This is a genomic window from Bacillus halotolerans, from assembly GCF_004006435.1.
In the GTDB taxonomy this organism is placed as follows: Bacteria; Bacillota; Bacilli; order Bacillales; family Bacillaceae; genus Bacillus; species Bacillus halotolerans.
Genome location: NZ_CP029364.1, coordinates 2,876,518 through 2,896,369, shown reverse-complemented (window position 1 = coordinate 2,896,369; position 19,852 = coordinate 2,876,518). Strand labels below are relative to the sequence as shown.

Here is a 19,852-nt window from a genome sequence, read left to right as displayed (position 1 = left end):
TTTTTATCGTGCCTTGCACATTTCTCAAGTTTAACAAAGTTCAGCACTTTATTAAAGCAATTGAAAAAGAAAAAGAGTGGATTCCCACCCTTTTTTTAAAGACCGATTTTCTCATTAAGCTCCGCAGAATACCGCTTGCATTTTTTATATTCAAGCTCTCTCTGCCGCTCAACTTCCATTCTTGTATCCAGCCGGCGTCCGTATTCCTCGTACCCGATTCCATGCGACAGCTGCATCGCTTTTTCCATTTCTGACGTATAATCGAGGTCCAGTCTGTCCTGGCTGCTGCAAATAATGAATCAATCCCTTCATTTATTTACTACTATTGTATCAGCTCTGCGACCGGCGCTGCAAAATGGATATGGCTTGATATAACAACGGATGAGACGAAAGGACCCTTTGAGTTGAAATGAGAATCGATTTTCGGAATATTCCTTCTTCTAATGCGTAGTGTTTCCAAATTCCTCTATGCACTGCTGGACAACTGTCACACCTTGGCTTAGGGCAGCTCCGCCTCCGAATGCCGCCGCCACACTGACAGCTTCAAGAATGTTTTCTTCCGTCGCTCCTTGGTCAAGACAGCCTTTTGTGTGATAGATCATGCAATATTCGTCCTGAGCATTGATGGCGATCCCCAGTGCAATCAGCTGTTTTTCTCTTTCTGTTAGTGAATTAGCTGCAAAGCATTGTTCGGTAAATTCGTTAAACTTTCTTCCCATCATCGGCATCTTCTGTTCAAATGTGCCTAAACTTTGTTTATATTGTTTTAGCGCGTCCTGCATGCTTCCTCTATCTTGATTCAAAGAAAATCCCTCCATCTGTTTAACATTCCTTTTTATTATGAACAGCTTTAAGGAAAATACCCAAAAAACCCCGGATTTCTCATCCGGGGTTTCAGTCTTATTCAGATACAGGAAGCACAGCTCCGTCATATTTTTTATCGATGAAGTCTTTGATCTTTTTAGAGTGAAGAACTTCCATCAGCGCTTTGATTTTTGCAGAATCCTCTTCGCCATCTCTCACTGCAATGATATTGGCGTAAGGGTTATCTTTTGTTGATTCCACTTCAATCGCGTCTTTTTTAGGATTTAATTTATTTTGGATCGCGTAGTTCACATTGATGAAGGCCGCGTCTCCTTCTTTGTTTTCATATGCTTTTGCCGTTAATTCAGGCGCTACTTTTTTGAACTGAAGGTTTTTCGGGTTTTTCTTAATGTCTTTCAGTGTTGCATCGACTGTCTCCACTTTGGAATCAAGTGTAATTAATCCTGCATTCTCAAGCATTGCAAGCATACGGCCTTGTTCAGCGACGTTATTTGTCAGGATAATTGTCGCACCGTCGGGAAGATCTTTTAATGATTTGTATTTTTTAGAATAAATACCGAATGGCTCTAAGTGAATCGCGCCGGCATTCACAAGTTTATAATCTTTGTTTTCTTTCATTTCTTGCTCAAGGTAAGGAATGTGCTGGAAGAAGTTCGCATCCACTTCTTTATCAGCTAAGGCTTTGTTGTACATTTTGTAATCACTAAGCACTTTCACTTTCAGTGTGTAGCCTTTTTCTTTTAACAATGGTTCAGCTTCTTTTAAAATTTCTGCATGCGGTGTTTTTGTAGCTGCAACAACAATTTCTTTCTTGCCGGATTCAGCGTTATTAGAACCGCAGGCAGCCATAACTCCTGCAAATACAAGCAGTAATGCACCTAAAAATAGCTTTTTCAATGTAAATCCTCCCTTATCGTTTGTCTATTATATTTGTTATGACATCACCGATCATTTGAATAATGAAAACGATGATTAAAATAAATACAGTAGCAACGAAGGTCACATCAGTATTATTAGACTGATATCCTTCTACATATGCAAGGTTTCCAAGGCCTCCTGAACCGATGGCGCCCGCAATTGCCGTTGAGCCGATCAAAGCGATGGCCGTAACCGTGATCCCAGAAATAAGGGCCGGCATGGATTCCGGAAGCAACACTTTGAAAATAATCGTTGATGTTTTGGCTCCCATTGATTTCGCAGCTTCGATGACGCCTTTATCCACCTCGCGCAGCGCAATTTCAGCAAGCCGCGCGTAAAACGGGGCTGAGCCGATGACTAACGCCGGAAGTGCCGCGTTCGGCCCTAAGATGGTGCCGACTAAAAACTTCGTAAAACCTAGTAATAAAATAATTAAAATGAGGAACGGAATAGACCTGAATACATTGACAATGGCCGCAATCACAGTGTTGACCGCTTTGTTCTGCCAGAGGCTCCCTTTGCTTGTGAGAAAGAGCAGCAGACCGAGGATCACCCCGATGACAAAGGCAAAAACCAAAGAGATCAGCGTCATATAAAGCGTCTCGTATGTCGCGTTCCATAATTCAGTTACATCAACGTTCGGGAAGTATTTTTCAAACATTCGTGATCACCTCTGCTTTCACCTGTTTGTCATTAATAAACCGGATCACGTTTTGCACTTCTTCCTCGTCACCGTCAATATGGATGAACAATGAACCGTATGCTCCGTCCTTCGTCTGCGAGATTTTCCCTTGCAGAATATTGACACTGACATTGAAGTTTCTGATCATCTCTGTAATCAGAGGCTGTTCAGCCGCTTCGCCGACAAATGTGAGCTGAACCGTTGTTCCTGACGCTTTTTCGTCAAGAAGATGCTGAAGCGTTTCTTTTGTTTCTTCAGGCTCAGTCACCTGCTGGACAAATCGTTTTGTCATTTCTTCCTTCGGATTCTTGAAGACATCGAGAACTTCTCCTTCTTCAACAACCTTTCCGTTTTCCATGACAGCGACTCTGTTGCAGATTTTGCGGATGACATGCATTTCGTGTGTGATCAGCACAATCGTCAAACCGAGTCTTTCATTAATATCGGACAAAAGATCCAAGATTGAATCAGTTGTTTGCGGATCTAAAGCTGATGTCGCTTCATCACAAAGGAGAACCTTCGGATTGTTTGCGAGCGCTCTGGCGATTCCGACCCGCTGCTTTTGTCCTCCGCTCAGCTGGGATGGGTAAGATTTTTCTTTTCCTTCTAAACCTACCAGTTTAATCAGTTCATTGGCACGCTTGATCCGCTCGCTTTTTTTCACCCCGGCAATTTCTAAAGGAAACAGGATGTTATCTCTGACAGTTCGCGACCAGAGCAAATTGAAATGCTGGAAAATCATACTGATTTCATGGCGTGCTTTTCTTAAATTGCGTCCGTTTACTTCATTAATCTTTGTTCCCGCCACTTCCACGATTCCTGAGCTCGGTTTCTCAAGTCCGTTCAGCAGACGGATTAAGGAACTTTTACCAGCTCCGCTATATCCTATAATTCCAAAAATCTCACCTTTTTTTATGGAAAGCGAGACATTTTGGACAGCATTGACATCTCCATGTTTCGACTTATACACTTTTGAAACATCCTGAAGATTGATCAAAGCGATCACCTGCCTTAACACTATTCTAAGAAATCTTCCGGTTTTTTCTGCAAAAGAAAAGCCTTTCTGCATACTTGAGCAGAAAGGCTTATATAAAACGCCTTTCTCTCATCTTTCAAAGCTGAACGCTTCGTGTGAATTGGCACCATTTCAACAGTGTTGATGGTTGCCGGGCTTCATAGGGCACTTCCCTCCACCTCTCTTGATAAGAGAAATATATAGTCTTTTTCGTCCGGAAATTCTTAATGTAGAATAGCATGGCGAATGATAAAATGTCAATAAAATAAATGATGTCAACTTTTACTATTATAATAATTTACTATTTTTCAATTCTTTAGAATCCTCTGAAAAAAACCATTAGTCAGCCACAGAATGGCTTCCAGCTTTAACAGCGCTCTGAATGAACCCTTTACCTTTAGGCTTCCGCTCTGGATCAGGTGCTGAAGGGAAATGTCTCCATGCAAAAGATCAATGATTTCTGTTTGGTTTCCATAAAAGGTCAGGTTGGACGTGTGGGGCGGAGAAATCTTTTTCATTTCCCCTTGTTCGTTTATTGAGACGGTTAAGGCTTCTGTTTCTCCTTGGAAGGTAATGAGCAATGTTGAAGTGTTCAAAAGGGGTTTTAAAAACAGATGCTGGTAATCATCTTCTAAAACTTCCGCTTTCTCCATTTGTACAACCTCCTATTTGTTGGTCATACATACACATTTCTCTCCTCAGCGCAAGAACCCCTTTATAAAACGAACGACAATTTCATTGGAATGCGCCGAGAAAAATGTCATAAATGAGATGCAGAAGATGATTTTTGTTTGATCAGCTCATATAAGTAAGAAACGGAATGAAACGCATACCCTCTTTCAATTACTTTCCCGCCCTTAAACAGCAGAAAACAAGGGACGCTTTCAATTTGATATGCTTTAGCAAACGCCGGTGAATAGTTGAGATTATTTTTATAGAAGGCGACAGACGGAAGCATTTCTTCGACGACTGTCAGCATTTTGCTTGCCAGCTGGCAGGTCCCGCAAAACGGAGTATATAAATATAGGAGATACACATCATCAGTAATGTGTTCAAGTTCTTGTTCTTGGAGTTCTTTCATACTATAACACCTCAGGTCTTTCTTTCAAGAAAAATCGTATGGACATTCAGATTTGCGCTCAGCAATACAGATGCTATATGGTGTCTGGGCGCCGCCGCGACTTCCTTATAGGCTTTGTCGATATGTATATGGAAGGCTTCATTAAATTCCCTTTTCAGCTGTTTTCTCAATTTCTCGCCCGATTCATCGGCATCAACCAAAATATAGACGTCCTTCTCGTAAAGCTCGTCAGCCAATTCCTCCAGCTTCAGCTGGCTGATTGTTCCGTTTGTGCAGATAATGCGCACTGGCTCATTCAGGACGCTTTCAATCTTTTCTTTATCTGATTTCCCTTCAACAATCAAGACTTTTTCCAGCTCGTCCATGTTCATCTGCTTCACCTGCCGCGTCAAATTTGAAACGTTCAGATTGTAAAAGAAGGCAGTGAAATTCACCGCCAACATTAACACCAGCCGCTTTCGTAGTCACAATCCACATATTTCTGATCGTCTCCTGAAACCACGTCGGCTGTCTTATAAAACTTTTCATTTTCATAGGTAAAACCGGACTTAAGCTCATATTCATTCATGCCTGTCATTTGGCCGATCATCTCATCTTCATGATATAACGAGAGCCGGCCATTTTGAAAGCGGCCTGTCACATCATTGGTGACATCGAGCTTTTGTTTGCTGAAAGCCATATTGGACACCTCCCATAGCGTTAGCGTATCCAATTGCCTGCTCAGCTATCCGGTTTTAGTCTTGCTGTGTCATCTCTTCGTATTGCTCTGCTGTCATTAGTTTTTCAATTTCAGACGCATCAGACGGTTCAACGACGATCATCCATGCTTTTTCATACGGAGATTCGTTGACGAACTCCGGGCTGTCATCAAGATCTTCGTTTACTTCCACTACAGTTCCGTTAATCGGTGCGTAAAGCTCAGATACCGTTTTTACGGATTCTACACTTCCGAAAGGCTCGTCCGCTTTAATTTCAGCGCCGACTTCAGGAAGCTCAACAAACACGATATCTCCGAGCTCGGATTGGGCAAAATGGGTAATGCCGATTTTGGCTTTTTCTCCTTCAACTTTTACCCACTCGTGTTCTTCTGAGTAACGCAAATCTTTAGGTATGCTCAATTGAATCCCTCCATTTTTTACAGCACTACAATAAGAAGATACCACACTTTTCGAAAAAAATTTACATCATGACCAGTTTTCTTCAAATTGATCTTCTTTAAAGCCGACTGTCACTTTTTCGCCGTCTGTTGTGAGCGGGCGCTTGATCAGCATTCCGTCTGAAGCCAGCAGTTCAAGCTGTTCGTCTTCTGACATATGATACAGTTTTTCCTTCAGATTCAGTTCACGGTATTTCATGCCGCTTGTGTTGAAGAATTTCTTTAAATCCAGCCCGCTTTTTTCATAAAGCGATTTTAGCTCCTCTTTGCTTGGAGGCTGTTCTGCAATATGTATTTCGTTGATTTCTTTTCCGTGTTCTTCAAGCCATTTTTTCGCTTTGCGGCACGTTCCGCATTTAGGGTACCAGTAAAAAGTTAACGACATCTTCTTCCCCCTCAATAAAATAATCGAGGTTATTTTAACACAGTTTGTTTTAAAAACCTAAAACAGTGCTTCATAAAAAAAGAGCTCCGGATGAGCGGAGCTCCTTGGGACTCAGACAATATATTTTTCTGCCTCGAACACACCCGCTGCCGCTTCACGTTTTTTCCGAATGACATTTTTAGGCGTCACGCGTGTCAGCTTGCGGAGAGCCGAGAGCATCATACGGAGAGAATCCCCTTCTTCCATTGCTAGTAAAGATTCTTTCGCATGGGCTTCAATTTCGTTAAAGGCTTCTTGAACGAAAATTTCTGTGTACAGCAGCTTTTGCGCTGCTTTATCGCTTCCTTGCGCGGCAATGGCCTTTTCCGTTCTGAGCACGGCTGATTCCATTGCATATACATTGCTGACAATATCAGCAATGTTTACGAGGATTTCTTGTTCGCGGTCGATCGCTTTTCCGTATTTTTGCGCGGCAAGGCCCGCGGCGAACAGGGCGATTTTTTTGGCTTGCTTGACGATATATTTCTCTTGCTCTAATACGCCGGTGCCCGGCTCCTCAGGCATAAGCATCATGAGTTCTTCTTGAAGCGCCTGTGCCTTTTCAAAAAGAGGCAGCTCGCCTTTCATCGCTTTCTTCAGAAACGTGCTTGGCACGATTAACCGGTTAATTTCATTTGTTCCTTCGAAAATCCGGTTGATCCTGGAATCCCGATAGGCTCTTTCCACCTCATACTCCTGCATAAATCCGTAGCCGCCGTGGATTTGCACGCCTTCATCGACAATATAATCAAGCGTTTCAGAGCCAAACACCTTGTTGAGAGAGCATTCAATGGCGTATTCGGCAATGGACTTCGCAATTTGTCTTCCGTCCTTTAGGTCTTCAGCTGTAAACTGGCTCATATTGTCTTCAAACAGTCCGACAGTTCTGTACACAGAGCTTTCCATCGCATACAGTCTTGATGCCATCGTCGCGATTTTTTCCTGGGTCAGCGAAAAGCCTGCGATCGGCGTTTTAAATTGGCGGCGCTGATTTGCGTAAGCTGCAGACAGCTCGATCACCCGTTTGGACGCGCCGATCGTTCCTACTGCCAGCTTGTAGCGGCCGATATTTAAAATATTAAAAGCGATGACATGCCCTTTGCCGATTTCTCCAAGAAGGTTTTCCTTCGGCACCTCAGCCTGATCCAAAATAAGGGTTCTCGTCGATGACCCTTTAATTCCCATTTTCTTTTCTTCAGGTCCGGTTGATACGCCCCGAAAATCTTTTTCTACAATAAAAGCGGAAAACTTTTCGCCGTCCACTTTGGCGTAAACGACAAAGACATCGGCAAAAGCTGAGTTGGTAATCCACTGTTTTTCTCCGGTTAATACGTAATGCGTTCCAGCTTCATTCAGCACCGCTGTCGTTTTTGCGCCTAACGCATCAGATCCGGAACCCGGCTCAGTCAGTGCGTACGCAGCGATCTTTTCCCCAGAAGCCAGATCAGGGAGATATTTTTTCTTTTGCTCTTCCGTTCCGAAGAATACGATCGGCAAGGAACCGATGCCGACATGTGCACCGTAAGAAAGTGAAAAGCTTCCCGCACGCGAAAATTTTTCAGTGATCAGCGCCGAGCTGATTTTATCAAGGCCCAGCCCGCCGTATTCCTCGGGAACATCGGCTCCGAGAAGCCCTAGTTCTCCCGCTTTCTTCAAAAGCCGGACGGAATGTTCAAATTGATGGTTCTCAATTTCATCTATATGCGGCAGAACGTCCTGCTCAATGTAATCCTCCGTTGTTTTCGCAATCATTTTATGCTCGTCGGTGAAATCCTCCGGTGTATACATCTGATCATATGTGACATCCTCGATTAAGAAGCCGCCGCCTTTTAGTACTTCAGCCGTTTTTTTCGTCATTTGTTTTTCCCCCTTTAGCATAATTCAAATACGCCGGCTGCTCCCATCCCGCCGCCGATACACATTGTGACGACTCCAAATTGCTCGTTTCTCCGTTTCATTTCATGAATCAGTGAGAGTGTCAGCTTTGTGCCCGTACATCCAAGCGGGTGCCCGAGTGCGATAGCGCCCCCGTTGACATTCACTTTCTCCTCATCAATCCCCAGCTCCCTGATGACTTGGATGGCTTGTGATGCAAACGCTTCGTTCAGTTCGAACAGCCCGATGTCCTGCAATTGAAGCCCGGCAAGCTTCAGTGCGCGCGGAATGGCTTCCACGGGCCCGATGCCCATGACTTCCGGCGGCACCCCGCCAACTGCAAAGGAACGGAATTTGACAAGCGGCGCCAAACCAAGCGCATCCGCTTTTTCGCGATCCATCAGCATGACAGCCGCCGCCCCGTCACTTGTTTGCGAGGAATTTCCGGCAGTGACTGTCCCGTCAACGGAAAAGGCCGGGCGTAATGTGCTTAAAATGTCTGTGGTCGTTTGCGGGCGGACACCTTCATCCTGAGAAAAAACAGTATGTTTTACCTGCGGCTTATGGTTTTCGCCGATTTCTGTCACCTTGACTTCGACAGGGACAATTTCATCTTTAAATTTCCCCTCTGCAAGAGCTTTGGCAGCTTTCTGGTGGCTGCGCACGGCAAAAGCATCCTGATCTTCACGGGAAACGCCGTATTTTTTCGCAACCTGTTCTGCTGTGTGTCCCATGCTCATGTAATACTCCGGCGCTTTCTCGGCTAATGCGAGGTTCGGACGGGTCACATGCCCCATCATCGGAACCTGTGACATAGATTCCGCTCCGCCTGCAATGGCCGTATCGTAGGCGCCAAGCATAATTTTTTCTGCCGCATATGCGATGGACTGAAGACCTGAGGAACAGTAGCGGTTGACCGTAATCGCCGGCACCGTATATGGCAGACCCGCAAGCGCGCCGATATTTCTCGCCATATTGAGCCCCTGTTCTGCTTCAGGTGTTGCACAGCCAATAATTAAATCGTCAATATTGCCCTCATAGCCGCCTGCTCGTTTCAGCGTTTCTTTCACGCAAAGGGCTCCCAAATCATCCGGGCGAACGGTGGCCAATGAACCTTTTTTCGCTTTCCCTACCGGTGTTCTTGCTCCTGCCACAATAACTGCCTCTTTCATAAACTCCCTCCTAGTTCCGTAAAGGTTTGCCTTTCACCAGCATATGCTGCATTCTCGCTTGAGATTTCGCCTCGCCTGCCAGACTTAAAAACGCTTCTCTCTCAATTTCCAATAAATACTCTTCATCCACCTCTGTTCCGAACGGCACTTTTCCGCCGGCAATCACAAAAGCGAGCTTTTTAGCGATTTTCATATCATGCTCAGATAGGTAGCCGGACAGCTTCATTTGCTCTGCACCGAGCAGAAGCGCGGCATAACCTGTTTCCCCCGCCACCTTGACCTTTTCTTTTACAGGCGGCCGCCAGCCGGTATCGTATAAAGAGGCGGCTAACTGCTTTGCATCGTACAGGAGGTGATCCTGGTTAGTGCTGATACGGTCAGCCTCTTTTAAAATGTTCAGTTCCCGAGCCTCTTGGGCGGAAGTTGACACCTTAGCCATTGCGATCGTTTCAAATGTTTTCATGGCCGCATTCATCGGATCAAGACCGCGGCGAAGATGATTGATGTACAGCTCTTTATTGCCCCCTCCGCCAGGGATAAGGCCGACTCCTGATTCTACAAGTCCCATATAGGCTTCGCTTGCCGCTTGTATTCGTGCAGCAGGGAGACACACTTCCGTCCCTCCGCCGAGCGTCATGCCAAATGGAGCTGCAACAACAGGTTTCGCGCTGTATTTGATGTTCATCATTGTCTCTTGAAAACGCCGTATCACCAAATCAACTTCCATAAAGTTGTCATCCTGTACTTCCATTAAGATCATGGCGAGATTGGCGCCCACACAGAAATTTTTGCCTTGATTGCCGATGACAAGCCCTTTGTAATTCCGCTCTGTTTCTTCCAAAGCTCTGTTGATCATTTGAATGATGTCGAACCCGATGGCATTGCTTTTCGAGTGAAACTCGAGAAGTGCCACATCGTCTCCAAGGTCGATCAGGCTGGCTCCGCTGTTTTTGGCAATGACGCCGTTTGTTTCTTTGACCGATTGTAAATGGATTCGTTTCTTGTTTTCTTTTACAGCTCTGTATTCGCCGCTTTCGTAATAAAGCACTGTTCCGTTTTCTCTGATGTAGAAGGTCTCATTCCCTTTGTCCAGCATATCTTTTATCCAGCCGGGAATCTCCGCTCCAAGCTGTTCAAGCTTTTCCGCCGACTGTCTGAGACCGATTGCGTCCCAGATTTCGAATGGCCCCAGTTCCCAGCCGAATCCCCATTTCATGGCTTGGTCAATTGCATGAATATCGTCGGCGATTTCTCCGAGAAGCTGGGCTGAGTAAAGCAGCGTTTGCGACGTGATATTCCACAGCAGCTGGCCAGCCCTGTCTTCCGAATAAATAAGCGCTTTCATTTTGGCTTTTGTCCCTTTAGCTTGCTTTGCCGCTTCAAGAGCCGGCGTTTTCATCTTTGTCCGTTCTCCGTAAGTAAGCGTCATCGGGTCTAGCTCATAAATCGTTTTTCCTTCTTTTTTATAAAAGCCTTGACCGGATTTGCTTCCGATCCAGCCTTTTTGCAGCATGTCATTCATGAAGTCAGGCAGGCGAAATACTTCTTTTTCGTCTCCCTCTGCTTTGTCATATACGTTTCGGGCGACGTGGGCAAACGTATCAAGGCCGACAACATCCAGCGTTCTGAAGGTTGCGCTTTTCGGTCTTCCGATCAGCGGGCCTGTGATGGAGTCGACTTCTCCGACCTGATAGCCGCCTTTCAGCATTTCTTGAACCGTAATGAGAAGTCCGTACGTCCCGATTCGGTTTGCGATAAAATTTGGTGTGTCCTTTGCTGTGACCACACCTTTGCCGAGGACATTTTCACCGAAGGATGTCATAAACGCCAGAATGTCAGGATCCGTTTCCTTAATCGGAATGATCTCCAGCAGCTTTAAATATCGCGCCGGGTTAAAAAAGTGTGTTCCAAGAAAATGAGCTTTAAAATCATCAGACCTGCCTTCAGCCATTGCCTGCACTGAAATGCCGGACGTGTTGCTCGAGACAATGCTGCCCGGTTTCCGATGCTCATCCACGAGAGAGAAAATCTTCTTTTTGACCTCAAGATTTTCGACAACGACTTCAATAATCCAATCAGCTTCCTTCAGCTTCTCAACATCATCTTCTAGATTGCCGGGAGTAATATAAGCGGTATTTTGTGCTGACGTAAGAGGGGCAGGCTTTTGTTTCAGCAGCTTTTTCACCGCAGATCTGCTCAGCCTGCTGCGCACCTCCGGACTTTCCTTGGTCAGCCCCTTTTTCTCCTCTTCCTTTGTTAAATCGTTCGGCACAATATCAAGCAGCAGGACCGGAATTCCGTTGTTAGCCAAATGCGCAGCAATACCGGAACCCATAACCCCCGATCCTAAAACGGCTGCTTTTTGAATGTGTTTGTGCATGAGACATCCCCCTTGAACGTTGAATGAATAATCATTCATTTTTTGGTCAAAAAAAATGGAAACCCGTTTCTTCTTTCATCATAAAAGATTTTTGTTTCGACTTCAATAGCTAATTTGTTATTTTTTTGTATGAAGCAGATAGAAGACGGGAAACTTAAACCCGGAGGTGAAGGGAATGGTGCGAGAGAAAAAGAACCCGTCTTCAGCAGCAGTAAGCGCGGCGAGCGTGAAAGGAGATGCCGGTCCGACACAGCATTACGGCGGAGGAAAACGGACAAGCCAAAATCAGCAGTATAAGAAACACAACATGGAACAATAACAATGCAGCTGCGGTTCGCGGCTGCTTTCACTTTTTGAAAATCCCTTTTAACACAAAAGCCGCATTTGCGGGTCTTTCGGCGATTCTTCTCATAAAGTAGCTAAACCAGTCGGTTCCATACGGGACATATACACGCATCTTGTACCCTTCCTTCACGAGTTCCTTCTGCCGCTCCGGCCTAATCCCGTAAAGCATTTGAAACTCGAATTGTGACAGCGGGATTTGATGCTCGGCAACGAGTTTCTTCGTAAACGCAATGATGTCATCATCATGTGTAGCGACGGCAGTATAGTTCCCGCTCAGCAGATGAAGTTTAATCAAGCTCTGAAAGTGAAGGTCTGTTCCTTTTTTATCAGGGAATGCAACGGCCGCAGATTCCTTGTAAGCGCCTTTGACAAGTCTGAGATTCGGCTTCAGATCGTGCAGCTTTCGGATATCTTCTGCAGCCCTGTAAAGATACGCCTGTATCACCGTACCCAGCATGTCAAATTCCTGCTTGCACTGCCTGTAGATGGCAAGCGTCTGTTCATAATGTGAGTAGTCCTCCATATCAATCGTCACAGCCACGTCATTTTCCTTCGCAGCAGATAAAATGTCACGCAAATGTGAAACGGTCAGCTCTTCTGAAATATCGAGCCCCAGTGACGTCAGCTTAAGGGAAAGCTCGGAATCTAACCGGTGTTCGGCAATCGCTTGAATCGCCTTCTTGCATTCCTCTGCGACTCGACTCGCTTCTTTTTGTGTAGCCGCATACTCGCCTAAATAATCAATGGTTGTGCACAAACCGGATCGATTCAGCTTTTTAATGGTCCAAACAGCCGATTCAATCGTGTCCCCCGCGACAAATCTCCGCGCCCCCAGCCGTGATCCGTATGCTTTGGCAAGCTTGGTGAGCGTTTTATTTTGAGATAAGAATAAAAACATATGTCTCAACATCCAATTCCCTCCTGACGATACAGCCTTCTTCAAAACACCTGTATATAACTCCCATACTGAAGGAAACATAAAACGAATAGAACGCAAAGGAGGATTACAATGAACAATCAGCAGCAATCTCAAATGCCGCCCTCTGTTATTTCGACAAAGGATCATTTGTATCTGAATGACATGCTGAACTGGAATCTGCTCGCGATGAAAAAAGCGCATTTTATGGCGCAGCAGTGCCAGGATCAAACATTAAAACAAGAACTAGACCGCGTCGGACATATGCATCACGATCACTATCAAAGAATATTAAAGCACCTGCAGCCAGGACAGCAGCAGTCCGGCTATATCCAATAAGGAGGCGCCAAAATGAATCAGCAAAATCAGAAAATCAGCAACCCGCAAACACCTGTGCCGACTACATCAGAAATGAATGACAGAGATTTCGTCAATGAACTTTTGACAACGGAAAAATACATGACCACTGCGTATTGCACTGCTCTGCACGAGTTCAGCCATGAATCTCTCTATCAGGATATTCAATCCATTTTTGATGAGTCACAAAAAGCGCAAAGAAAACTGTATGATCTCATGTTCCAATATGGATGGTATACTGTTGAAGCAGAGGACGCCCAAAAGCTGCAGCAATCCTATCAAAAGTTCCAGCAAACCATTCAGCAGCAGTCTCCTTATCAGCAATAAAGTTCCATCAATCAGATCCGCAAAAAGGGTATGATGTGCTTTACTGGCATCTATCCTTTTTTTGTGTGTAAAATCAGTTGACTTTTTATTAACGCTTATTTATATTTAATAAGCATTAACTATTTCAATACATTAAATATAAACACGGATTATATTAAAGAGGAGAAATGAAGATGAAGAGTGCGGATCAGTTAATGTCTGATATTCAATTATCGCTTCAGGCGCTCTTTCAAAAGATACAGCCTGAAATGCTGGATAGCATGGAGAAACAGGGGATTACCCCCGCGCAGCTGTTTGTGCTCGCAAGCTTAAAAAAGAATGGCAGCCTTAAAATTTCTGAAATTGCCGAACGGATGGAGGTCAAGCCAAGCGCGGTAACGTTAATGGCAGACCGCCTTGAACAAAAAAATCTGATCGTCAGAAAACACAATACCCAAGACAGGCGAGTCATTAATATCAGCCTTACCGATGAAGGAGACAGAAAGTTCGAGGACGTTTTGGCGGGCAGAAAAGCCATAATGGCACGATACCTTTCCTACCTGACCGAAGAGGAACTGCTGCAGGCAGCGCATATGACGAAAAAGCTGGCACAAGCCGCTGCCGAAACCAATGAAAAGTAAAATAGGAAAAGAGGAAACGGATGAAATGAGTAATGAAGGAAAACAATCAAAACGGACTTTATTAATAACAGGCTTAATCATTGCCATGTTTTTCTCAGCCCTTGACGGTACCATTGTCGGAACTGCCATGCCGAAAATCGTCGGAGATCTTGGCGGTTTGAGCATGATGACCTGGCTGACTACGGCGTATTTGTTAACATCAACAACGGTCGTGCCGATTGCCGGTAAATTAGCGGACTTATTGGGGCGCCGGATCGTCTATGTATCAGGGTTGCTTATTTTTATGGCTGCTTCAGCTCTGTGCGGAATGGCCAACAATATGACAGAATTGATTATTTTCCGCGGTTTGCAGGGAATTGGCGGAGGTATTATGATGCCGATGGCCATGATTGTCATTGGTGACTTATTTACAGGGAAACAGCGTGCCAAATTCCAAGGGGTCTTTGGAGCCATTTACGGGCTTGCCTCTGTTATCGGGCCGCAAATCGGCGGCTGGATCGTTGATTCATTAAACTGGAAATGGGTTTTTTACATTAACCTTCCTGTTGGAATTATCGCAGTTATTTTTATTGCCAGAGGATTGCAGGGCCGTAAGCAGACCGGTCCGATCAACTTTGATATCGCCGGTATTTTCACAATGATTGTCGGGGTTGTCAGCCTTCTTCTCGCCCTAAGCTTCGGCGGGAAAGATTACGCATGGGGTTCATGGCAGATTCTCGGCTTGTTCGCGCTCGCACTGATCGGAATTGTGAGCTTTATTATTGTTGAATCGAAAGCGAAAGAACCGATCCTTCCAATGTATCTATTTAAAAATAGAACATTTACGTTTTTGAACCTGATCGGCTTTTTTATGAGTATCGGAATGTTTGGCGCGATTACGTTTGTTCCTTTCTTTATGCAAGGAATTGTCGGTGTAAGCGCATCTGAATCAGGCACCATTATGACACCGATGATGATCTCAATGATCATCACAAGCATTATCGGCGGCCAGCTTGTTTACAAAATAGGAATTAAACCGCAAATCATAACAGGCATGCTGATTATGGCTGGCGGATTCCTTCTGTTAACCACTTTGGATTTAGACACGAGCAAACTTGTCGCAACATCCTATATGGCCATTATCGGTCTTGGAATGGGTCTTGTTATGCCGATTCTGACGCTGGCTTTACAGGAAAGCTTTTCGAAAGAGGAGCTTGGGGTCGTCACCTCTTCCAGCCAATTCTTCCGTTCTATCGGGGGCACATTCGGCATTACCATGCTGGGCGCTGTAATGAATGCCAGATCCGGAAGCTTGCTGACTGATAAACTGGTTCCATATTTAGACTCGCTCCCGGCACAGGCAAACGCCTTTGCATCTCAATTAAAGGGCATGATTGACACAAATCCGCAAGGGCTGCTGCAATCACTGTTCAGCCCGGACGCAATTAAACAAATCCCTGCGGCTTTCTCATCCCATATTATGCCGATATTAAAAACATCGTTGATGGATTCGCTCCACAGCGTGTTTTATACAGGCCTGATCTTTATCGCAGTCGGAGCTGTATTTACCTTATTCTTAAAGCCTATTAAGCTTTCGAATAAGAAAACGGATGAACAAAAGGAAAAAGCGGCACAAGCCGTTGAATCCCCTTCTCATTAATAGAGCGCCCCGCGGACATAACCGCGGGGCTTTTTTATTCGATCATCTGGGCCCTTCCGTTTCCGAAGGACCAATCCTCATCCTGATTTCCGGCCAGTATGATAAACACATCTTCTTTTCTTACACTGAGCTCCGAATGAATCCGGCTTGCCACTGAATGGTAAAACGATTTTTTCTGTTCTGTTGTTCTTGAATCTTTCAATGTAAATTGGATGTAAATCAGTTCATCTGTACGCTCTACCTGTAAATAAGACGGATCATAAAAAAATTCGCTTTTTTGGTATTGCCGGATCACTTGAAAGTAATCATCAGCCGGTACATTGATTTCTTCGATCATAGACTGGTGAATGGCTCTGCTCAGTTTTTGAAGCCATTCTTTGCTTCTCCCCGCTCGTAAATGAATCTGTACAAATGGCATCTCTCACGCCGCTCCTTTCTTTACATCGTCTGGCCGCTGTCAATCGTGATGATTTGTCCTGCCAGGGATTCCTGTTCAAGCACGGAACAAATCAGCCGTGCCACATCACTCGCTTCAGCAATTCGCTGCAACAGCAAAGTGCCGCTCATGTTTTTCATTTTTTCTTCACGCCCCGCCCACCATCTTGTCGCGACAGCTCCGGGTGCGACACCGCACACTCTGATTTCTGGCGCCAAAGCGTGTGCCAATGATTTTGTCAGGCCGTGCACCGCTGCTTTTGACACAGCGTAAGGCATAGAAGAGCCCGCCCCGGTTGACCCCGCGATACTGCCGATATTAACGATCGCCCCAGCCTTGCTTTTTTTCATGAAAGGAGCCGCTGCTCTCGCGCAAAAAAACATTCCTTTGACATTGACTGCATACAACTCGTCCCATACGTCCTCTGTCGCGGCGTCGAGATCACTCATTGGAATATGCCGTGTAATACTTGCGTTGTTGATTAAAACGTCAATCGTGCCGTATTGCTTTACTATCGCTTGAACCATGTCCTGCACTTCACTGTTTTTGGACACATCGGCTTGGATAGCAACGGCCTGCCCGCCCTCGCTTTTGATGATTTCTGCTGTTTCCTCCGCCTGAGCTTGCGAGCGTGAATAATTCACCGCAACAATCGCTCCGCGTTTCGCTAATTCAATGCATGCTGCTCTTCCTATTCCCGTGCCGCCCCCAGTGACGAGAGCTGTTTTGTTTTTAAGATCCATTGCCGCCACTCCTTGTTGTTTGTATATATTTTGAAATCTAAACTGCTGATTCTATTGTAATGGAGGTTTGGTGTTACGTATAATGATTGTTAAAGATACTCGATATCATTTAGATTGATATCAAAAGAACGGGGGATTCAACATGGAAAGCGGAGATCTGCGTGTGTTTCAAATGGTAGCCCGTGAAGGCACAATTACGAAAGCCGCACTGCTGCTTGGTTACGTGCAGTCAAATGTGACGGCCAGAATTCAGCAATTGGAAGCTGAGCTCGGCACCACCCTTTTTTTGCGCCATAATCGAGGGATGATACTCTCTTCTAGCGGAAAGCTTCTGCTGGATTATACGGATAAAATTATCGGGCTGCTGGATGAGGCGTCCCAAGCGCTCTCTTCCTCAACTGAGCCGAGCGGACAGCTGATGATCGGTTCCACTCAGACAGCCGCCGCAGTCAGGCTCCCAAAACTGCTTGCTTCGTATTATGAAGAGTATCCAAACGTACAGCTGTCTTTAACAACAGGGCATACACAATTTTTAATCGATAAAGTTCTTCGGTATGAACTCGATGGAGCGTTTATCGGCTGTGAATGCAATCATCCTGAGCTTCAGTCCTTCCCCGCATTTGAGGAGGAGCCCGTAGTCGTGTCCGCTTCTTCTGTGTCCTGTGCAGAAGAAGCGATCACAAAGCCGATTCTCGTTTACAGCACAGGCTGTTCGTACCGAGATACCCTTGAAAAATGGCTGCACTCCGTCGGCGTCACACAGCCGGTGATTATGGAGTTCGGCACACTTGAAGCGATTATAGGCGGGGTAACAGCGGGCCTTGGCATCTCATTGCTGCCGCGGACTGTTGTACAAAAACACGAGTCTGAAGGTTCGATCCGATTGTACACGCTCCCTGAACCTCTCAGACAGATGAAAACGGAGTTTATTTTCCGGAAGGATTCGTTTATCAGCAGCGCGCTGCGCACCTTTATGGATTCCTTCGCACCAAATGAAACAGCCACATAACAAAAAGCAGTCTGCCGTTCATGAGCGGCAGACTGCTTTTTAGCCTATTCTTTGTTTCGATGCTCTTCGTTTAACTGTTTGATATGCTGTATGATGTCTTTCATGCCCTGCTTTGCGTCAGGATATGTAGTATTCCAATGCTTAGCGAGCGGAGGCATGCTTTTGGCGATATGCGTGTACAAAATCCACTGCTTCACGTCTTCTTTTAGCTCATTGTTTGATTCACCAAGCAGAAGCTCAGTATATTTCTCCAACAATCCATCCAGCTGTTCTTGCAGTTTTTGTTCCATTTATACATCTTCCTTTCAAAAAAACAGCAAGGAGCTTTCTCATTGATGAAAGCTCCTTTAGCCGTGTTATTTATCCATGTGATGTGAAAGCCGCTTCCCGGACAATGCATCTGCCCCGGCCATGAGGAATGCAAAGAGGCGTTCCGAACAGCGGGTCCTGTGTGACCTGACAGTTCATAGAAAACACATTTTGCACCAGATCACAAGTAATGACCTCTTCCGGACGGCCTTCAGCGTAAATCTGTTTATCTTTAATAGCCACAAGGTGATGTGCGTAGCGGCACGCTAAATTCAAATCATGGAGCACCATGACGATCGTCCGCTGTTCCTTCTCATTCAGCTCAAACAGCAAATCAAGAATTTCTATTTGATGCGTCATATCCAAATACGTTGTCGGTTCATCCAGAAGTATAATATCCGTTTCCTGGGCAAGCGTCATCGCAATCCAAGCCCGCTGGCGCTGTCCGCCTGATAAGGAATCGACGGCGCGGTCAGCCATATCTTCCAGCTTTGTGGCTTTAAGTGCTCTCTCAACAGCTGCCTCATCCTCTTTTGACCACTGTTTCAGCCAGTTTTGATAAGGATATCTTCCCTGCTTTACAAGCTGATGCACCGTCAGTCCCTCCGGAGCAGAAGGCCCCTGCGGCAGGATGGCAAGCTCCTTTGCGACTTCCTTTGTCGGAAGCTTGGCGATCGCTCTTCCTTCCAATAGCACAGAACCGCCTCTCGGCTTCATCAGCCGCGCCAACGAACGTAAAAGTGTCGATTTTCCGCAGCCGTTGCTGCCGATAAATACGGTAATTTCACCTTTTGGAATCGTTAAATTCAGTTCATCAATAATAACGGCATCCCCGTACCCTAAGCTCAGCGTTTCTGTAGAAATTGCACTCATACCCATAACCGCTCCTTTTTGCTGGCTTTTTAGCAGCTCTATGTATCGCACGTTTTATATAGACATGCATGTAAGTAAATTGTCATCAATGCAAGTGATACAATATTCAGTCTCTGATATGGTCATATATCCCTCATTGTAGCAGAAAACAGTGACTTTGAAAATCATTTTCAATTAGTTTTCTGGTCAAAAATGGCGGTTATGGGTTTTTCAGCACATGATTATTTTTTAATTTCTCTGACAGCGCCGTTCTTAAGCTTCAGTTTTAAGTCGATATGATCATAGTGGCTGTCAAGGTTAAAAGCCGCCAGCACACTGTGAATCACTTCCTTTTCAGCCATTTGATCTGTCACGGATAGCTCGCTCAGAATCATTTTCATCTCATCCAGCGCTTCTTCTCCCTCTTGATTGATGCCTGAGAGCTTATCTTGTATTTCTGCTGTTTCATGAGTTCCGTTTTTTTCGTATATCCCTTCATAGCGATTATGCTCACCGTCACCATAGCTGACGCGAAGCGAGAAATTGCTGTAAGGAACAGATTTCATATGAGTAACTGCCGTATTTTCTCCTTCTGCTTGCTGCTGTTCTTCATTGAGACGGCAGCCCGCAATCAGAACAACTGCGAGACAAACGGCCCCCGCCGCTCTGATCAAATGCATAATGGTTCCCCCCTGTAGAATTCCATTTCTTTTAGGTATGTCCAAGGGATGGAATCCTCATTCAGAGAAAAGAGCAGAAAAAGCCGGGCTT

General features: G+C 45.3%; 25 protein-coding genes, 1 pseudogene and 1 riboswitch. Of the genes and pseudogenes, 6 read left to right on the top strand and 20 right to left on the bottom strand.

What is annotated here, in order from left to right:
- Positions 1–95: 95 nt before the first annotated feature.
- The 14 genes from DIC78_RS14785 to DIC78_RS14720 form a co-directional block, all read right to left on the bottom strand.
- A complete protein-coding gene (locus tag DIC78_RS14785; protein ID WP_010331789.1) occupies positions 96–248 on the bottom strand; it encodes a YuzK family famiily protein in 153 nt (50 codons plus the stop codon).
- A gap of 192 nt (positions 249–440) precedes the next feature.
- Complete coding sequence (locus tag DIC78_RS14780; RefSeq protein ID WP_038954281.1) at positions 441–818, bottom strand: carboxymuconolactone decarboxylase family protein; 378 nt, start codon at positions 816–818, stop codon at positions 441–443.
- A gap of 82 nt (positions 819–900) precedes the next feature.
- Positions 901–1,722: a methionine ABC transporter substrate-binding lipoprotein MetQ gene (gene metQ / locus DIC78_RS14775; protein ID WP_095714027.1), complete on the bottom strand. Its 822-nt coding sequence runs from the start codon at positions 1,720–1,722 to the stop codon at positions 901–903.
- 13 nt (positions 1,723–1,735) lie between these two features.
- Positions 1,736–2,404, bottom strand: a complete 669-nt coding sequence (gene metP, locus DIC78_RS14770) for a methionine ABC transporter permease MetP (RefSeq protein ID WP_010331792.1) — start codon at positions 2,402–2,404, stop codon at positions 1,736–1,738.
- The gene (gene metN / locus DIC78_RS14765; protein ID WP_105991683.1) at positions 2,397–3,422 is read right to left on the bottom strand and encodes a methionine ABC transporter ATP-binding protein MetN; all 1,026 of its coding nucleotides are present in this window, start codon (positions 3,420–3,422) and stop codon (positions 2,397–2,399) included. The genes metP and metN overlap by 8 nt, the downstream gene beginning before the upstream one ends.
- Before the next feature lie 105 nt (positions 3,423–3,527).
- Positions 3,528–3,634: riboswitch (SAM riboswitch) on the bottom strand.
- 114 nt (positions 3,635–3,748) lie between these two features.
- The gene (locus DIC78_RS14760) at positions 3,749–4,093 is read right to left on the bottom strand and encodes an SCP2 sterol-binding domain-containing protein (protein ID WP_024122772.1); all 345 of its coding nucleotides are present in this window, start codon (positions 4,091–4,093) and stop codon (positions 3,749–3,751) included.
- 107 nt (positions 4,094–4,200) lie between these two features.
- A complete protein-coding gene (locus DIC78_RS14755; protein ID WP_024122773.1) occupies positions 4,201–4,521 on the bottom strand; it encodes a thioredoxin family protein in 321 nt (106 codons plus the stop codon).
- Positions 4,522–4,532: 11 nt separating this feature from the next.
- A complete protein-coding gene (locus tag DIC78_RS14750) occupies positions 4,533–4,886 on the bottom strand; it encodes a toprim domain-containing protein (protein ID WP_167492250.1) in 354 nt (117 codons plus the stop codon).
- Between the two features lie 77 nt (positions 4,887–4,963).
- The gene (locus DIC78_RS14745; protein WP_010331799.1) at positions 4,964–5,200 is read right to left on the bottom strand and encodes a YusG family protein; all 237 of its coding nucleotides are present in this window, start codon (positions 5,198–5,200) and stop codon (positions 4,964–4,966) included.
- A gap of 55 nt (positions 5,201–5,255) precedes the next feature.
- Positions 5,256–5,639 carry a glycine cleavage system protein GcvH gene (gene gcvH / locus DIC78_RS14740; RefSeq protein ID WP_010331800.1) on the bottom strand — a complete coding sequence of 128 codons (384 nt, stop codon included), beginning with the start codon at positions 5,637–5,639 and terminating at the stop codon, positions 5,256–5,258.
- A gap of 66 nt (positions 5,640–5,705) precedes the next feature.
- Positions 5,706–6,062 carry an arsenate reductase family protein gene (locus DIC78_RS14735; protein ID WP_024122775.1) on the bottom strand — a complete coding sequence of 119 codons (357 nt, stop codon included), beginning with the start codon at positions 6,060–6,062 and terminating at the stop codon, positions 5,706–5,708.
- A gap of 111 nt (positions 6,063–6,173) precedes the next feature.
- Positions 6,174–7,958, bottom strand: a complete 1,785-nt coding sequence (fadE, locus tag DIC78_RS14730; protein WP_127696495.1) for an acyl-CoA dehydrogenase FadE — start codon at positions 7,956–7,958, stop codon at positions 6,174–6,176.
- A gap of 14 nt (positions 7,959–7,972) precedes the next feature.
- A complete protein-coding gene (locus DIC78_RS14725; protein WP_127696494.1) occupies positions 7,973–9,148 on the bottom strand; it encodes an acetyl-CoA C-acetyltransferase in 1,176 nt (391 codons plus the stop codon).
- Between the two features lie 10 nt (positions 9,149–9,158).
- On the bottom strand, positions 9,159–11,528 hold the full coding sequence (locus DIC78_RS14720; protein ID WP_127696493.1) for a 3-hydroxyacyl-CoA dehydrogenase/enoyl-CoA hydratase family protein: 2,370 nt from the start codon (positions 11,526–11,528) through the stop codon (positions 9,159–9,161).
- A gap of 175 nt (positions 11,529–11,703) precedes the next feature.
- Between DIC78_RS14720 and DIC78_RS14715 the strand changes: the two genes are divergently transcribed.
- Entirely contained in the window at positions 11,704–11,847 is a 144-nt protein-coding gene (locus tag DIC78_RS14715; protein WP_010331806.1) for a YuzL family protein, read from the top strand.
- 27 nt (positions 11,848–11,874) lie between these two features.
- On the opposite strand, the gene DIC78_RS14710 is transcribed toward DIC78_RS14715, so the two are convergent.
- The gene (locus DIC78_RS14710; RefSeq protein WP_106019527.1) at positions 11,875–12,783 is read right to left on the bottom strand and encodes a proline dehydrogenase family protein; all 909 of its coding nucleotides are present in this window, start codon (positions 12,781–12,783) and stop codon (positions 11,875–11,877) included.
- Positions 12,784–12,882: 99 nt separating this feature from the next.
- Here DIC78_RS14710 and DIC78_RS14705 point away from each other — a divergent pair, with 99 nt between their 5' ends.
- The 4 genes from DIC78_RS14705 (at position 12,883) to mdtP (ending at position 15,732) form a co-directional block, all read left to right on the top strand.
- Positions 12,883–13,128, top strand: a complete 246-nt coding sequence (locus tag DIC78_RS14705) for a hypothetical protein (protein WP_010331808.1) — start codon at positions 12,883–12,885, stop codon at positions 13,126–13,128.
- 12 nt (positions 13,129–13,140) lie between these two features.
- Positions 13,141–13,473 (top strand): spore coat protein, encoded by a 333-nt coding sequence (locus DIC78_RS14700; RefSeq protein ID WP_101864080.1) that lies wholly within the window; start codon positions 13,141–13,143, stop codon positions 13,471–13,473.
- Positions 13,474–13,646: 173 nt separating this feature from the next.
- Positions 13,647–14,093, top strand: coding sequence for a MarR family transcriptional regulator (locus DIC78_RS14695; RefSeq protein ID WP_024122780.1), 447 nt, complete (start codon positions 13,647–13,649; stop codon positions 14,091–14,093).
- Positions 14,094–14,118: 25 nt separating this feature from the next.
- The gene (gene mdtP / locus DIC78_RS14690) at positions 14,119–15,732 is read left to right on the top strand and encodes a multidrug efflux MFS transporter MdtP (protein WP_106019528.1); all 1,614 of its coding nucleotides are present in this window, start codon (positions 14,119–14,121) and stop codon (positions 15,730–15,732) included.
- Positions 15,733–15,766: 34 nt separating this feature from the next.
- Here the strand turns inward: mdtP and DIC78_RS14685 are convergent, their stop codons facing one another.
- Both DIC78_RS14685 and DIC78_RS14680 read right to left on the bottom strand, forming a co-directional pair.
- Positions 15,767–16,150 carry a tautomerase family protein gene (locus DIC78_RS14685; RefSeq protein WP_101859977.1) on the bottom strand — a complete coding sequence of 128 codons (384 nt, stop codon included), beginning with the start codon at positions 16,148–16,150 and terminating at the stop codon, positions 15,767–15,769.
- A 20-nt stretch (positions 16,151–16,170) separates the two neighbouring features.
- Entirely contained in the window at positions 16,171–16,911 is a 741-nt protein-coding gene (locus DIC78_RS14680; protein WP_127696492.1) for an SDR family NAD(P)-dependent oxidoreductase, read from the bottom strand.
- 142 nt (positions 16,912–17,053) lie between these two features.
- Here DIC78_RS14680 and DIC78_RS14675 point away from each other — a divergent pair, with 142 nt between their 5' ends.
- The gene (locus DIC78_RS14675; protein WP_127696491.1) at positions 17,054–17,920 is read left to right on the top strand and encodes a LysR family transcriptional regulator; all 867 of its coding nucleotides are present in this window, start codon (positions 17,054–17,056) and stop codon (positions 17,918–17,920) included.
- A gap of 44 nt (positions 17,921–17,964) precedes the next feature.
- Here the strand turns inward: DIC78_RS14675 and DIC78_RS14670 are convergent.
- The 3 genes and pseudogenes from DIC78_RS14670 to DIC78_RS14660 form a co-directional block, all read right to left on the bottom strand.
- Positions 17,965–18,253 (bottom strand): annotated as a pseudogene (locus DIC78_RS14670) (YusU family protein).
- A gap of 27 nt (positions 18,254–18,280) precedes the next feature.
- Positions 18,281–19,108: an ABC transporter ATP-binding protein gene (locus DIC78_RS14665; RefSeq protein WP_081638363.1), complete on the bottom strand. Its 828-nt coding sequence runs from the start codon at positions 19,106–19,108 to the stop codon at positions 18,281–18,283.
- A 215-nt stretch (positions 19,109–19,323) separates the two neighbouring features.
- Positions 19,324–19,761 (bottom strand): YusW family protein, encoded by a 438-nt coding sequence (locus DIC78_RS14660; RefSeq protein ID WP_095714038.1) that lies wholly within the window; start codon positions 19,759–19,761, stop codon positions 19,324–19,326.
- Positions 19,762–19,852 lie beyond the last annotated feature (91 nt).

Excerpts from the sequence above, each read along its gene's own strand:
- DIC78_RS14785 (WP_010331789.1), bottom strand. The coding sequence starts at position 248 with ATGGAAAAAGCGATGCAGCTGTCGCATGGAATCGGGTACGAGGAATAC.
- DIC78_RS14780 (WP_038954281.1), bottom strand. The coding sequence starts at position 818 with ATGGAGGGATTTTCTTTGAATCAAGATAGAGGAAGCATGCAGGACGCG.
- metP (WP_010331792.1), bottom strand. The coding sequence starts at position 2,404 with ATGTTTGAAAAATACTTCCCGAACGTTGATGTAACTGAATTATGGAAC.
- DIC78_RS14760 (WP_024122772.1), bottom strand. The coding sequence starts at position 4,093 with ATGGAGAAAGCGGAAGTTTTAGAAGATGATTACCAGCATCTGTTTTTA.
- DIC78_RS14755 (WP_024122773.1), bottom strand. The coding sequence starts at position 4,521 with ATGAAAGAACTCCAAGAACAAGAACTTGAACACATTACTGATGATGTG.
- DIC78_RS14750 (WP_167492250.1), bottom strand. The coding sequence starts at position 4,886 with ATGGACGAGCTGGAAAAAGTCTTGATTGTTGAAGGGAAATCAGATAAA.
- DIC78_RS14745 (WP_010331799.1), bottom strand. The coding sequence starts at position 5,200 with ATGGCTTTCAGCAAACAAAAGCTCGATGTCACCAATGATGTGACAGGC.
- DIC78_RS14735 (WP_024122775.1), bottom strand. The coding sequence starts at position 6,062 with ATGTCGTTAACTTTTTACTGGTACCCTAAATGCGGAACGTGCCGCAAA.
- fadE (WP_127696495.1), bottom strand. The coding sequence starts at position 7,958 with ATGACGAAAAAAACGGCTGAAGTACTAAAAGGCGGCGGCTTCTTAATC.
- DIC78_RS14725 (WP_127696494.1), bottom strand. The coding sequence starts at position 9,148 with ATGAAAGAGGCAGTTATTGTGGCAGGAGCAAGAACACCGGTAGGGAAA.
- DIC78_RS14720 (WP_127696493.1), bottom strand. The coding sequence starts at position 11,528 with ATGCACAAACACATTCAAAAAGCAGCCGTTTTAGGATCGGGGGTTATG.
- DIC78_RS14715 (WP_010331806.1), top strand. The coding sequence starts at position 11,704 with ATGGTGCGAGAGAAAAAGAACCCGTCTTCAGCAGCAGTAAGCGCGGCG.
- DIC78_RS14710 (WP_106019527.1), bottom strand. The coding sequence starts at position 12,783 with ATGTTGAGACATATGTTTTTATTCTTATCTCAAAATAAAACGCTCACC.
- DIC78_RS14705 (WP_010331808.1), top strand. The coding sequence starts at position 12,883 with ATGAACAATCAGCAGCAATCTCAAATGCCGCCCTCTGTTATTTCGACA.
- DIC78_RS14700 (WP_101864080.1), top strand. The coding sequence starts at position 13,141 with ATGAATCAGCAAAATCAGAAAATCAGCAACCCGCAAACACCTGTGCCG.
- DIC78_RS14695 (WP_024122780.1), top strand. The coding sequence starts at position 13,647 with ATGAAGAGTGCGGATCAGTTAATGTCTGATATTCAATTATCGCTTCAG.
- mdtP (WP_106019528.1), top strand. The coding sequence starts at position 14,119 with ATGAGTAATGAAGGAAAACAATCAAAACGGACTTTATTAATAACAGGC.
- DIC78_RS14685 (WP_101859977.1), bottom strand. The coding sequence starts at position 16,150 with ATGCCATTTGTACAGATTCATTTACGAGCGGGGAGAAGCAAAGAATGG.
- DIC78_RS14680 (WP_127696492.1), bottom strand. The coding sequence starts at position 16,911 with ATGGATCTTAAAAACAAAACAGCTCTCGTCACTGGGGGCGGCACGGGA.
- DIC78_RS14675 (WP_127696491.1), top strand. The coding sequence starts at position 17,054 with ATGGAAAGCGGAGATCTGCGTGTGTTTCAAATGGTAGCCCGTGAAGGC.
- DIC78_RS14665 (WP_081638363.1), bottom strand. The coding sequence starts at position 19,108 with ATGGGTATGAGTGCAATTTCTACAGAAACGCTGAGCTTAGGGTACGGG.
- DIC78_RS14660 (WP_095714038.1), bottom strand. The coding sequence starts at position 19,761 with ATGCATTTGATCAGAGCGGCGGGGGCCGTTTGTCTCGCAGTTGTTCTG.